At 71.5% G+C, this 13,715-nt stretch carries 9 protein-coding genes; 2 read left to right on the forward strand and 7 right to left on the reverse strand.

The annotated features are described in order from the left end of the window. The first annotated feature begins 5 nt into the window (after window positions 1-5). Window positions 6-1,004 (forward strand): carboxymuconolactone decarboxylase family protein, encoded by a 999-nt coding sequence (locus tag BLQ91_RS11695; RefSeq protein ID WP_090096838.1) that lies wholly within the window; start codon window positions 6-8, stop codon window positions 1,002-1,004. 51 nt (window positions 1,005-1,055) lie between these two features. Here BLQ91_RS11695 and BLQ91_RS11700 read toward each other — a convergent pair whose 3' ends face one another. Genes BLQ91_RS11700 through BLQ91_RS11710 form a run of 3 tightly spaced genes read right to left on the reverse strand, consistent with a single transcriptional unit; the run spans window position 1,056 to window position 4,584 of the window. Next, window positions 1,056-2,399 carry a cytochrome P450 gene (locus tag BLQ91_RS11700; RefSeq protein WP_090096839.1) on the reverse strand — a complete coding sequence of 448 codons (1,344 nt, stop codon included), beginning with the start codon at window positions 2,397-2,399 and terminating at the stop codon, window positions 1,056-1,058. After that, window positions 2,396-4,057 (reverse strand): FAD-dependent oxidoreductase, encoded by a 1,662-nt coding sequence (locus BLQ91_RS11705; protein WP_090096840.1) that lies wholly within the window; start codon window positions 4,055-4,057, stop codon window positions 2,396-2,398. Before BLQ91_RS11705 ends, BLQ91_RS11700 begins: the two co-directional genes overlap by 4 nt. Next, window positions 4,054-4,584, reverse strand: a complete 531-nt coding sequence (locus tag BLQ91_RS11710; protein ID WP_090097198.1) for a DUF5987 family protein — start codon at window positions 4,582-4,584, stop codon at window positions 4,054-4,056. Before BLQ91_RS11710 ends, BLQ91_RS11705 begins: the two co-directional genes overlap by 4 nt. 638 nt (window positions 4,585-5,222) lie before the next feature. On the opposite strand from BLQ91_RS11710, the gene BLQ91_RS11715 reads away from it, so the two are divergent. Then, window positions 5,223-5,936, forward strand: a complete 714-nt coding sequence (locus BLQ91_RS11715; RefSeq protein WP_342670630.1) for a helix-turn-helix domain-containing protein — start codon at window positions 5,223-5,225, stop codon at window positions 5,934-5,936. A 61-nt stretch (window positions 5,937-5,997) separates the two neighbouring features. On the opposite strand, the gene BLQ91_RS11720 is transcribed toward BLQ91_RS11715, so the two are convergent. The 4 genes from BLQ91_RS11720 to BLQ91_RS11735 are packed head-to-tail and all read right to left on the reverse strand — an operon-like array spanning window position 5,998 to window position 13,712. Continuing rightward, window positions 5,998-6,507, reverse strand: coding sequence for a flavin reductase family protein (locus BLQ91_RS11720; protein ID WP_218130243.1), 510 nt, complete (start codon window positions 6,505-6,507; stop codon window positions 5,998-6,000). A gap of 20 nt (window positions 6,508-6,527) precedes the next feature. After that, window positions 6,528-6,965, reverse strand: a complete 438-nt coding sequence (locus BLQ91_RS11725) for an acyl-CoA thioesterase (RefSeq protein ID WP_090096843.1) — start codon at window positions 6,963-6,965, stop codon at window positions 6,528-6,530. 1 nt (window position 6,966) lies between these two features. Continuing rightward, the gene (locus BLQ91_RS11730) at window positions 6,967-12,699 is read right to left on the reverse strand and encodes a type I polyketide synthase (RefSeq protein ID WP_090096844.1); all 5,733 of its coding nucleotides are present in this window, start codon (window positions 12,697-12,699) and stop codon (window positions 6,967-6,969) included. Next, complete coding sequence (locus tag BLQ91_RS11735) at window positions 12,696-13,712, reverse strand: enediyne biosynthesis protein (protein ID WP_090097199.1); 1,017 nt, start codon at window positions 13,710-13,712, stop codon at window positions 12,696-12,698. Before BLQ91_RS11735 ends, BLQ91_RS11730 begins: the two co-directional genes overlap by 4 nt. Between the last annotated feature and the right edge of the window lie 3 nt (window positions 13,713-13,715).

A 13,715-nucleotide genomic window follows, 5' to 3' on the forward strand; every position in this document is an offset into this window, starting at 1 on the left:
CCGCCATGTCCGGAATCGTGAAACACGTCGAGGTCGTCCCGCCGAAACGGGCGACGGGCCTGGTCCGCGAGGTCTACGCGCAGTCCGCGAAGGAGGTCGGCCGGCTCGTCGAGGCGGTGACGATGTTCTCCGCCGCGCCTGCGCTGCTCGCCGCGTCTTGGGCGGCCTTCCGCGAACCTCTGCTGGCGGGCACGGCGCCCCGCGTCAGCAAGGAGGCGGTGGCCGCCACCGTGTCCCGGCTGAACGAGTGCACCTACTGCGTGGACGCCCACGCGATCATGCTCCACGGCGGCGGCGCCGGGTCCTTCGCCACCCAGCTGCTGTCCGGCGCCGGCGCGGACGGGCTCGACCCGGCCTTGCGGCCGTTCGCGGCGTGGGCCGAGACGCCGGTGCGGCCGCCGTTCGCCGCGGCCCACACACCCGAGTACGTCGGCGTCCTGGTGTACTTCCACTTCCTCAACAGGGTGATCAACGTCCTGCTGGACGGCACGTTCCTGCCCGGTCCCCCGCGAGCGCGGGCCATCGCCCGGCGCGTGGCCGGCAGGGTGATGTCCGGCAGGGTCACCGCGCGGAACGAGACCGGTCGCGCGGCCGGTCTGCGCCTCGGCACACCACCGCCGGACGGCTTCGGCTGGGCGGCCGGCTCCCCTGCCGTCGCCGCCGCTTTCGCCACCCTGGCGAACGAAACCGCCGCGGCGGCGGACCACCTCCCCGACGAGACACGCCACACGCTCGACACCGTGGTCCCGGAGCGCCTCGGCCGGCCACCGGGCATCAGCGCGTCCTGGGTGGACGAGCACCTGCACGCCCTCGGACCGAAGTCCGTCCCCTCCGCCCGGCTCGCACTGCTCACCGCGCTCGCACCGCACCAGGTCGGCGACCACGACGTCGCGCGGTTCCGGGACCAGTACCCGGACGACCGCGACCTGCTCGGGCTGCTGTCCCTGGCCGCGCTGACCGCCGCCCGGCACCTCGGCGAGCAGAAGGCCGGTATCGTCCACTGAGGACGCGCGAGAAGTGCCGATGGCTCGTCGCCATCGGCACTTCCGGCGTGTTCACCAGGCGGACACGGTCATCGGCAGACCGTCCCGCATGCGCAGCGTCAGCATCGGCTCCGGCACCGCCGCCCGTCCCGGTACCCCGGTGAGCCGCAGCGCCCTGGTGACCGTCGCCAGCACGAAGGTCGCCTCCATCATCCCGAGGTGGTTGCCGACGCAGTAGCGCGGCCCGGCGCCGAACGGGATGTAGGCGTAGGCCGGCCGGCCCGCCGCGTCACCGGTGAAGCGGCCGGGGTCGAACCGCTCGGGGGCCTCCCAGAACGCCGGGTGCCGGTGCAGCGTGTACGGGCAGATCAGCACGTCGGCGCCGGCCTCCACGCGGTAGCCGCCGATCACGTCGGACTCCCTGGCCTGGCGCGGCAGGATCCACACCGGCGGGTACAGCCGCATGACCTCCTGCAGCACCGCCGACGTGTACGGCAACGCGTGCAGGTCCTCGAACACCGGCATGCGGTCACCCAGCGCACCGGCGACCTCGTCGTGCACCGCGGCGGCCACGTGCGGATGGCGGTCGAGCAGGTGGAACGCCCAGCTGAGCGTGCTCGCCGTCGTCTCGTGCCCGGCGAGCAGCAACGTCACGAGCTCGTCGCGCATCCGGCGCCGCCCGACGGCCGCGTCGGTCTCCGCGCGCGTGGACTCGACCAGCCGCGACACGACGTCGTCCCCACCCGCTCGCGCCCCGTCGGCGCCGAGCCGGTCCACGACGTCCTGCAGGTCGGCGCGTGCCCGGCGGAACCTCAGCTGGCGCGGCAACGGCACCCAGGTGGGCACCGCGCTGAGCGACATCATCTCGAACATCGCCTGGTCCTGCACCGCCTCGAACGACGCCCCGAGCGTGTGGAACTCGCTGAGGTCGGCGTCGAGCAGGACCCGCCCGAGCACCCGCAGCGTCAGATCGGTCATCTCCGCGCGGATGTCGACGGTCTGCCCGCGCAGCGACCGGAGCCTCTGCGCCGTGTCCGCCGCCTCCTGGGCGATCACTCCTCCGTACCGCGCCATCCGCTTGGCCTGGAACACGGGCTGGATCACCTTGCGCTGCTTGCGCCACAGCTCACCGTCGCTCGTGAGCAGACCGTCGCCCAGCGCACGCCGGGCGTGCGTCAGGCCGATGCCCTTGACGTAGTTCGCGGCGTTGTCCGCGAGCACGTGCTTCGCGTGGTCGGGGTGGTTGAAGTAGTTCAGCGTCTTGGGCCCCAGGGGCAGCCGCACGACGTCGCCGTACCGGGCCGACATCGACGACATGACCCGCAACCGGTTCCTGGCCATCCTCGCGAGCACCGCGAGGGTCGCCCGCCGCGGCGGTCCGGGAGCCACCGCGGCGGGCGCGACCGCCGTCGTCATTCCGCCACCAGGTGTGACACCAGCGGGAGAACGCCGTTGCGCGCCGAGGTCTCCCCGTCCGGCGACGGCGCGCCGTAGGAGACGTCGACCCCGCGTTGGCGAGCCGCCCGCACGATCGCGGGCACCGCGCGTTCGGCCAGTGCCGCGATCGTCATCGCCGGGTTCACCGTCAGCGCACCCGGCACCGCGGAGCCGTCGGTCACGAAGATGCCGGGATGTCCGCGCAGCTCGTGGTTCTCGTCGAGCGCCGACGTCGCCGGGTCGTCACCGAGGCGGCAGGAGGACAGCGGGTGCACGGTGTACGCGCCCACGACGTCGTTCGTCCACGGCATCACACGGGACATGCCGTCGCGTTCCAGGATGTCGCGGACTGCGGCGTCGGACTCCGCCCAGCCGCGCCGCGTGTTCTCGGTCGGCTGGTAGCTGATCGTGCCGCGGCCGAGCATCTGCTGGGAGATGCGGTGGGCGTTGCCGGTGGGAGGAGGCGGGCCGAAGACGCCCTCGTTGTCGTCCTCGGACATCGTGAACACCGTCAGCCACGACTTCCAGCGGCGCAGGATCTCCTTCTTCTCCACGCCGAACCAGGTCGGTCCGGTGGCATCGGGCACCTGGGCGAGGATGGTGCCGAGGCCGGGCGGGAAGTACAGCTGCTCGAGCGAGAAGCGCGAGTACTCGGGCAGCGAGCCGTCGAGCCGGTCCCAGCTCGCGACGCAGGGGCCGCGGCCGATCTGGTTGGCCTGGAAGGTGACAGCCTCGTCGATGCTGATGCCGAGCACCTCGCGCACCCGGTCCTCGTTCAGGATCGCGGTGTTGAGGCGTTCGCCGTTGCCGGAGAAGTACCGGCCGGCCGCGTGCGGCATCGCACCCAGCGTGGGCTCGGAGCGCTGCAGGATCACGGGTGTCGCGCCGGCGCCGGCGGCGAGGACCACGACCTTCGCGTCGATCGTGCCGGAGCCGGTGGACACGCGGTAGTCCTCGCCGTCGATCACGTTGTAGTGCACCCGGTAGCCGCCACCGTCCGTCGTGGACAGTTGCTGGACCTCGTGCAGCGGCCGGATCTCCGCCCCGTGGGCGAGCGCGGCGGGCAGGTAGTTGAGCAGCAGCGAGCGCTTGGCGTCGAACTTGCAGCCGGACATCATCCAGTTGCAGTTGGTGCACAGCGCGGTGTCGATGGCGGCGGGCACCGGGTTCGCGGTGTGACCCGCGTGCGCGCAGGCGGCACCGAAGAGGCCACCGCCGTAGGTCATCGTGTCCCAGTCGGTGGTGCTGATCGGCAACGCCTCCGCGACCCGGTCGTACCACGGGTCGAGGCTGTCCCTGGTGATCGAAGCCGGCCACATGCGCCTGCCGATCGAGCCCTGGCGGTCGAAGACGAACCGGGGTGCCCTGGGCATCGCGGCGAAGTAGACGACGCTGCCGCCGCCGACGCAGTTGCCGCTCAGCACGCTCATGCCGTCCCCCACGACGAAGTCGAAGACGCGGGTGGACGACGAGCCGAGCCGGAAGTCGTGGTCGAACTCGTCGGCCTGCAGCCAGGGGCCGCGTTCGAGGACCACGACCCGCGCGCCACCGGCGGCGAGGTGGTAGGCGGTGATCGCGCCGCCGAACCCGCTGCCGATCACCACCACGTCCGTCTGCTCCACTGTGGACGCACTCATGCCGGGCTCCCTGAGGGTGTCGTGTCCGGGTGACGGCGCGCGAGGGGCTTGCCGTAGGTGTAGTCGGGGAAGCGCCACAGGCCGTCGGGGTCCGGCTGCGCGAACCCGATCGTCAGCAGCCCGGGGTGGCCTGCGGCGATCGCGTCGGTCGTGTGCATGTGCGCGCCGGTGTCGAAGGCCATGTTGCTGAACAGCGCGATGCCGACCCAGACCTCCTTCTCCGGATGGCCGGGTGTGGTCAGCAGCTGCACCACCGCCGTGCGGTCGCCGAACGGCAAAGCGACGAACGGCGGCAACGCGGGGTCGAGCTCGATGTCGCGCTCGGCCGCGTACGTCGCCGCGTGGTTGTTCAGCAGACCCGCGAGCGGGTCCAGCAACGCGGCCATCCCTCCCTCCGGCATGCGCAGCAGTTCGATGGCGCCGGCCGCCACGGCACCGGGACCGGCGCTCGCCCCCGCGACCGCGACGTCCCCGGGCCACCTCTTCTCGCCGGGCACGATCGTGTCCGCGAACGCCTCGAACGTCATCGTCGTGACGTCGTTCTGCCCTGTTTCCGCTTCGCTGGCGGTCACGTGCGCGTCCTCCTGTCGTGTGGGTTCGGGCGAACGCCCGGCTGTGGAGCAACATTGACTTTCACAGGCCGAACCACCCGTTCGGCGGAAGACACGGAAGGCGGCCGATACCAGCCGAGGCTTTCCGTGGACACCATTCTCGCGATCGTCGCCCGAACGGCGCATCTCCCGGATTGCGGTCTCGATTAATGGAAGATCAACTCAAGAGGTGGGATGATCCCCTTCGCACACGCAGAGCGACATCGAAACACCATCTCCGGGAGCGCGCCCACAACTCCAGGTGGTTCAGGACGTTCGACTGTACGGACCAACGAGCCGGGTCCGCCACAAAGCACGGCCATGCGCTTCGCACATAGACAATACGTAGAGGTGACATAGCAACCGTGAATCGCCTACCGAGAGTGAAGACAACAGAGGGGCGCTATGCCTGAATCGCGCCTTGCCTGGCGTTTTGCCCACTGCTAGCTTCGGCTGGAGCGATTCCAACGCACTTTCCCAACAACTGAATAATCCGCCACTTCCACCGCACCAGCCGAATCGGGGGACCAATGGACAAGCTCGGCGAACAAGCAGTCGCGAGAGTCGTCGGTGCCATGCAGACGAACCTGGGCGAGCGGATAACCATCGACGACATGGCGAAAGTCGCCATGTTCAGCAAATTTCACTTCACCCGCGTGTTCCAGCGGGTTACCGGAGTATCACCGGCGCGTTTTCTCTCGGCGTTGCGGCTGCAAGAGGCCAAACGGTTTCTGGTGGCGACCGACCTGAGGGTCACGGAGATCAGCCACCGGGTCGGCTACAACAGTCCCGGCACGTTCAGCTCGCGGTTCAAAACCAGCGTCGGACTCTCCCCCACCGAGTACCGGCAGCTGCGCGGCCGGACGACGCGCATCTCCGTCGACAACCGCAAGAACATCGTGGTGCGGCGCACGAGCTCGGTCAGCGGCCGGATCCACTGCCCCGCCGAGTGCGAGCCCGGACCCACGTTCGTCGGCTTGTTCCGCGACCCGATCCCGCAGGGGGCGCCGATCAGCTGCGCGGTGCTGCCGGGGCCGGGTCACTTCCAGCTGGAGAACGTGCCGGAGGGCGCATGGCACCTGCTGATCCACACGGTGCCGGCGGGCAGTGAACACACCGCGGACCGCACGCCGTCCGTGGGTTCGCACGGCCCGCTGGTCGTGTCGAGCAGCACGGTGGCGCACGTCGTGGACGTCGTCCTGCGCCCGATGTCCGCCATCGATCCTCCGGTGCTCATGGCGTTGCTCGACGTCCGGACCACCGCGCTGGAAGCATCACGGGCGAGCTGAACGCCGACGCGAGAAGGCGGGTCACCGATGGTGACCCGCCTTTCGCCTTGATGCGGGTGGTTCAGGCCGACAGGCCGGAGTGCTCCAGCGCGTGGAAGGTGCCGTTGAGGAACAGCAACGCGTTGCGGCCTGCCGGACCGTCGGTCGCGAGGAGCCTCCCGAGGAAGATCGTGTGGTCGCCGCCGTCGTAGGTGCGCCACAACGTGCATTCGAACCGGGCGAGCGCGCCGCCGATGAGCGGCGCGTCGATCCTGGTGCCCGGCACCCAGTCCACCGCGTCGAACTGCGCGTGGCCCGCCGGCCGCCACCTGCTGGCGAAGTGCCGTGCGACGTCCTCCTGGTCCGCGGCGAGCACGGACACCCCGAACGCCCCTGTCTTCGTGAGGTGCCCGTGCATCGAGGCATCACGACCGACGCACACGAGCACCAGCGGCGGGTCGAGGGACACCGACGTGAAGGAGTTCGCCGTCATGCCGTGCGGCGCGGAACCCCCGACGGTGACCACGGTGACGCCCGTCGCGAACGTGCCGAAGACTCGTCGCAACGTCTTCGGGTCTTCGAACTCGTCCATGCAGGTCTCCCCCGTCATGATCAGGCCGCCGCCGGGGCGTACCGCTCGAGCGCCAGGCGCAGCGAGTCGGGCACCCGCGCCGGCCTGGTCCCGTTGTTCGGGCCGCGCATGCACGCGACCCGCTGGGCGCCCCGCGCCACGAGCTTCTCCGACCCGTCCGGCCCGACCAGCACGTAGTCGAAGCCGAACTCGACCTGGGTCTGCGCCAGCTCGACCAGGGTCATCCTGACCGCCAGCTCGTCGAACGCGGTGAGCTCGGCGTAGAACTCGCAGTCGACCTTCAGCGTGAAGAGCTTCAGGTCGTCCTGGAGCTCGGTCAGCACGTCGGGGGCGTGCCGCACCAGGAACATCTCCCGGCACCGGCCCTGCCAGCGCAGGTAGTTCACGTAGTACACGTTGCCGACGAGGTTGGTCTCCTCGAAGCCGACCGTGTGCCTGATCTCGAAGTACGACTCCACGTCAGCTCCCCTCCACCAGCAGCACGGCGGCGACCACGGGATCCGCGACCCCGCGCAGCGCCGTCACCAGCGTCGCGATCCTCAGCCCGGGTGCGGTGAACACCACCCAGCCCTCCGGCCCGCCCGGTTCCGGCGTGAGCGGGGTGTCGAGCGGGAGACCCGCCTTCTGCAGGCACTCGACGGCGGACCACACGCGGGTCGCGGCCACCGCGAACGGCTCACCGGCCCCGGCCAGCAGCGCCGCGGTGCGGTGCCGCCGGCCCAGCAGCCCCTGCCACACCTGGTCCTCCTGCTCACGCACCTCCTGCAGGTCGCAGGCCGTCACGCGGTCCGCGGCCACGCAGAGGGTGACCCCGGCGGCGTGGGACGCCGACACGACCACCCCGGCGTCGACCTCGGGCCGGCCGTCGGCCCGGTACCGGACCTCGGTCTCGCGTCCCAGCAGCCGGCTCACCCCGAGCGCCGTGCTCCTGCGCCGGGTCGCCCGGTCGGCGCCCGCCTCGCGGTCGGGTTCGACGACCACCGCGACCCGGTGGCCCAGCAGGCCCTCGACCTCCCGTTCCAGGTGCGACCCCAGCAGCGGGGCCACCCACGGGCCGGCGGACCCCTTGCGCCGCACGGCACGCAGGTGCAGGCCCTCCCACCTCTCGACGACCTCGTCGCCGTCGAACACCGCGATGTCGTAGACGTAGGTGTCGCCGTCGCGGTGGCGTTCGGTGGCGCGCATCCGCACTTCGCCCGCGCCGGTGGTCGAGCCCGCGGGGTACAGGCGGTCGATCCGTTCCGGCAGCAGCGTCCCGTCCGGGACGCAGACCTGGTTGCCGTGCATCAACGCGTCCCGCATGCCGGGGTCGGCGAGCAGCAGCTCGGCGGGCAGGTAACCGGCGAACCCGTCCGGGTGCGCGCTCAGGGCCACGTCGGCGCTGACGTCGCGGGCACGGGCCTCGTGGAAGCGCCGCAACCGCTGGAACCTCGGACCCTGGAACATGGTGTCGCCGTAGAGCTGCGCCGCCGGGTCGAGCGCGATCGGGGGCAGACCGGTGTGCACGACCGGATCTTCCTGGGGAACCGCCTTCCCGTACGAGAGCCGGGCCACGAAGTGGTCTGCCTCGAACGCGGTCTCGGAGCTGCGGATCGCCACGTCCACCACGTCGTCGGCGGTGACCACCGCGGCGATCCGGATTGTCGTCGTGCCGCGAGGTGGCACCACGATCGGCCGGAGGAACCGGATCCCGGACAACACGGGGGTGGACTCACGTCCCGTGAGCGCCGCGGCGACCTGGGTCATCGCCTCCATGCCGTAGACGGCGGGGAACAGCAGGTTGCCGTCGAGCAGGTGGTCGGCGAGGTACAGGTCGGTGCCCGCGTTCAGCTCCACCTCGGTGACGAGCTCGACGCCGTGGTACCGGACCAGCGGCTTGTCCACGAACCTCAGCAGGGGCAACGGCGGCAGGTCGTGACGCACGGTGTCGACGCCCTCGGTGCGACCGCTGACCACGACGACGTCCGGCGTCTGCGGATCGACGAGCAGCCGGCGCAGGATCCGCACGCCCTCGTCGGGCGGGATGGGGGTGACGCCGTCCCGCGAGAGCGACTCGACCACGGCGAGCCGCTCGCCCATGCCGACACCGGACCACACCGACCACTCGAGGCACAGGGCACGGCAGGACGGGTGGGTGTCGGCGAACTCGCGGGTGAGCGCGGCCAGCCAGTCGTTGGCGGTGCCGTAGTGCGCCTCGCCGCGCAGCCCGGAGCGGCCGATGATGCTGCCGAAGGTCACCAGCAGCCGCAACGACCCCGCGTCGACGGCACCGAGCACCGCGCGCAGCCCGTCGAGCTTGGGCGCCATCGTCGACCGCAGCCGTTCCGCGTCCACCGCGGACAGCGCGACCGGCTCGTTGCGCCCGGCTCCGTGCAGCACGGCGGTGACGGGGCCGAGCACGGCCTCCAGCTGACCGACGGCGGCCCGCAGCCGTTCGGCGTCGGTGACGTCGGCCACCGCGTACGCGACCTCGATGCCCCTCGCCCTCATGCGGTCGAGGTTCGCGGCCAGTTCGGCGTCCGCGGAGATCTCGGACCTGCCGAGGACCGCCAGCCGCGCTCCCCACTCCTGGGCGAGCGAGATCGCGCACTCGGCGGTGATCCCCTTGCCGCCGCCCGTGACCAGCAGCACGTCGGTGTCGGTCAGCGGCCGGATCTCGGCGGCCGGAGCCACCGGCAGTGCCCGCATCGTCGGCACCGTGCGCGTCATCTCGCGGTCGTACCGCACTTCGCTGAACGCCGTCGTCGACAGCACCTCCGGCAGCACGACGTCGCACCCCGACCCGGCGGGCAGGTGCACGATCGTCACCCGCACGCCGGGTGCCTCCAGCCGTAGGGTCTTCGCCATGGCGGCCGCACCCGTGTCGTGCTGCACGAGCACGAACCGGCCGTCGTTGCGCGCCGCCGCGGACTTCGCGCCGCGCAACGCCAGCTCCAGGTGCCGTTCCTCGCACACCTCGGGCAGGCACACGAGGACGCCGTCCCCGGTCCCCCCTCGTTCGAGGTCGCGCCGCAACCGTTCGGCGAACGGGTGGCCGTCCTCGGCGTAGAGCTGCCACTGGCCGTCGTCCTCGGCCACCGCCACCGGTCGCAGCGGAACCGGCTCGTCGGCCACGACGAACGCCCGCGCCCACGGTCCGGCACCGGTGACGACCGCCCCCGCGGTGTCGGTCTCCCTGGCGGTGGCGCTCAGGTCGTCGAGGGCATCGGCCAGTTCCCGCACGGTGGCGGTGGCGAAGTTCGTCGGCGCGTGGGCGGGCGGTACCCCGAGCCGCTGGGCGGCCTCGTTGACGAGCTGGCCCACGGTGATCGAACTGAGGTGCAGGTCGTCGAGCAGCCTGCTTTCGGGGGCGACGGCCTCGCTCGGCAGTTCGGCGCGCGCGGCCGCCATCTCCCGCAGCACGTCCACGGTGGACGTCGCGGTGCCGACGACGGTCATGCCCGCCACGGCCGTCACGACCAGGTTGGCCGCACCGACCGACGACTCCGGCGCCTGCTCGCAGGGACTCGCGAAGAACGAGAAGTCCTGGCCGATCCGCAACGGCCGCACCAGCCTGTCCGCGAACAGCGGCCGCAGGTCCAGCGCGGCTCCGGTGACGTGCGCGGCCCCGACGACGCCGAGCAGCGACACCAGCGACTCGTCGTCGGTGTCCAGCGCGACGACGGGCACCTGCGCCACGTCGGCCGCGAGCGCCGTCAGCACCCGGCCGGGACCGACCTCGACGAGCAGGTCCGCGTCCTTCGCCGCGACCCCGACCGCCTGCGAGAACAGCACGGGATCGGTGATCTGAGCGCGCAGCAGGCCGGGGACGTCCACATCGGACGGCAGGGCCTCCCCCGTCACGGTCGACACGACGTGCCCGCTGACCGCGCCGAACTTCTCGGCACCCAGTTTCGCGTGCAGCGCGTCGGCTGCCGGAGCCACGAGTGGCGAGTGGAACGCGTGCGAGACCCGCAACGCCGTGGCCTGCACACCCTCCCCGGCCGCCGCCTCGACCGCCGCCGCCACCGCGGCCTCGCTGCCCGCGACGACTGTCTGCTTCGGACCGTTGAACGCGGCGATCACCACCGGCAGGTCGCGGACGAGCTCGCTCACGAGCTCCGCTGACGCGCCAAGGCTCGCCATCGTGCCCGAGGCGCTGTGCTCGGTCATGGTCGCGCCACGCACGGACGCCACGCGCAGCAGGGTCTGTTCGTCGATCGCTCCGGCCCAGTGCAGCGCGGTGATCTCGCCGAGGCTGTGGCCCACCGCGACGTCCGCCGTGACGCCGAGGCCCGCGAGCACCCGCAGCCCCGCGAGCGACCCGGTGACGATCCGGGGCTGGGCGACCGACGTGGCGACCATGTCCCCCGACGCCGGCAGCGCCGCCCGTTCGTAGACCTCCCGCGCGGCCGCGAAGCGCCTGCGCATCGCGCCGCCGCTCGTTCCCCGGCCGGAGCCCTGGCCGGGGAACAGGAACCCGACCGTCGCCGGTTCCGCGACGTGACCGAGGAAGCCGCGGCCGTCCGGCGCGAACCACGTCGCCGCACCGGAGTTCGCCGCCTCCAGCACGCGGGTGAGCCCCTGCACGGCATCCTCGGGCGACCGCGCGACCACGGCCGCCCGGTACGGCCGGTCCGACAGCCGGCCGTGCAGCACCGCCGCCAGGTCACCGAGCTGCGCGTAGGACACCCGTGCCGTGAACTCGGCCAGCTCGCCCAGCGTCGCCCGCAGCGCCTCCGCCGAGTCGGCGTCGACCAGCAGCACCTCGGCGTCCTGCGCGGCGCGGGACATCTCCAGCGCCCGCGCGTCGGGGGCGCGCAGCGGCACGGACGACTCGAGCACGACGTGGGTGTTGATCCCGCCGAAGCCCATCGCCGTGACGCCGGCCCGCAGCGGGGCGTCCGCGGGCCACGGCTCGGCGGTGCGCAGGACGCGCAGGTTCGCCCGGTCCTCCGCCAGCACGGGATGCGGATCGACGCAGCCGATCGTCGGCGGCAGCGTCTGGTGGTGCAACGCCAGCGCGGCCTTGATCAGACCGGCCACGCCCGCCGCCGCCTTGGTGTGCCCGATCATGCCCTTGATGGTGCTGATCGCGGCCGGGGAGGCCGCCGGGTTCGCTGCCGCGCGTGCCTGGGACAACGCCCGCAGCTCGGTCGCGTCGCCGACCTCGGTGCCGGTGCCGTGGCCCTCGAACATCGGCACGGTGTCGACGCCGAACCCGGCCCGTTCGTAGGCGCGGTCGAGCGCGAGCCGGTAGCCGCTGACCTCGGGGCGGGTCATGCCGCCCCAGCCGTCGGACGACACGCCCCACCCGGCTACCGTCGCGTAGACGCGCTGGTGCGGCTGCACGTCCTGCTCGCGCATCAGCACGACCATGCCGCAGCCCTCACCCGGCCAGAAACCGTTGGAGCCGCGGTCGTAGACCCGCATCTCCGACCGGGCGAGCGCCCCGGTCTTGGCGAAACCGACGATCTCGAACGGGTCGATCGACAGGTCCACCCCGCCCGCGACGGCGACGTCGAGGTCGCCGTCGACGAGCCGGCCCGCCGCCGTCGCCACGGACAGCAGCGACGAGGAACAGGCTCCGTCGACGGTGTAGCCGCCGCCGTTGAGGCCGAAGTAGTTGCAGACCCGGCCGGCGATCGTGTTCGCGAGACCACCGGCGAGGCTGTCCTCGTCGACGGCGGGGAACGGGTTCTTGTAGGTGGCCTCCAGATCCGCGAGGAAGCCGGCGAGCTCCTCGTCGTCCCAGCCCCTGGCCTTCAGCGAGGCGGCGACCGTGCGGCGCACGTACGGCCACCGCAGCCTCATCAGGTTGGCCCTGGCGAACTCGCCGGTCAGGGTGTTGCCGATCACGACACCGGTGCGTTCGCGGGGCAGGCCTTCGCCACCGGCGAACCCCGCGTCGGCGAGCGCCCTGCCCGCCGTGTCGAGCGCGAGCCAGTGCGTCAGGTCGGTGGAGCGGTAGGTGCTGCCCGCGATGCGGTGTGCCACCCGGTCGAACTCGTAGCCCTCGATGACGGCGGCGGTGCGGGCGTAGAAGCGGTCGGGCGTCGCGGGGTCCGGGTCCCAGTAGTCCTCGAGGCGCATCCGCTCGTCCGGGAGCCGCCGGAAGGCCCTGCGGCCGGCGAGAGCGTTCTCCCACAGCTCCCGCGCCGACGTCGCGTCCGGATAGCGGCAGGCCACACCGACGATCGCGATCTTCGTCATGCCGGTACGACCTCCTTGCCCGTTGTCGAGGGAGGCGAGACGACCTGGCCGTTCTCCGTGGAGCTCTCGACCGCGGCCCCGGCTTCCTTCGCCGCGAGGGCCTGGCTCGCCTCGAACTGCTCACGCGACCTGTTCACGAAGTGGATGCCCCACAGGAACATGCCGCGGATCAGGCACACCAGCGCCGTCGCGAAGAACAGGCCGTACGCGATGTGCACACCGGTGAAGAAGCCGTACGCCAGAGCCACGCCGCCACCGAACGCGATCTGCGAGATCGGTTTCGACGGGCTCGTGCCGGGGTCGGTGATCATGTAGTTCGTGAACAGCACGAACGCGACGCCGGTCATGGTGAGCAGCGCGCCGGGGATCGACGTGCCGAACAGGATCCCCCTGACCACCGACTGGACCACGAAGAAGAACAGCCACGACAGGATCAGCCACATGCGGCCGGTGAGCTTCGCGTTCAGCATCGTGCCGGCGGTGACGATGATCGCCGGGATCAGCCAGTCGAACAGGCCGTGCACGTTCTCGGTGAAGTGGTAGGGCGGCACGATGCTCGCCCAGGGGAAGATCAGCAGGATGACCGCGATGCCGAAGTTCGACGGGTTCATGTAGTGCCGCAGCCGGCCGCGCACCGGTGCCCGCAGCACCCACTTCGCGCCGACGGCCACGGTGACACCGAAGATCATCACCCAGACCTGGTCGTTGACGTAGATGAGCATGTTCATCGCGAGGCTGGTGATGTGCGCCGGGTAGAGGAACTCGACCACACCGCGCACGCCGTTGCCGGTGAACCTCGGTGGCCGTCCGTCGATCCTGGACCCGACGAGCTCGAGCCCGATCTCGACGGTGTAACCCGTCAGCAGCGCGATGAACGGCCACAGCCACGGTTGCTCGAACCCGAGCACGGAGTAGCCGATGATGTTGAACACGGTCATCGACATCGCGAAGTTGCGCAGTGCCTTGACGACCTTCGGGTCGTGCCGGGGCACGGTCGCCGCCACGTCCGTCACGTC

The sequence above is a fragment of the Lentzea jiangxiensis genome (genome assembly GCF_900104175.1).
In the GTDB taxonomy this organism is placed as follows: domain Bacteria; phylum Actinomycetota; class Actinomycetes; order Mycobacteriales; family Pseudonocardiaceae; genus Lentzea; species Lentzea jiangxiensis.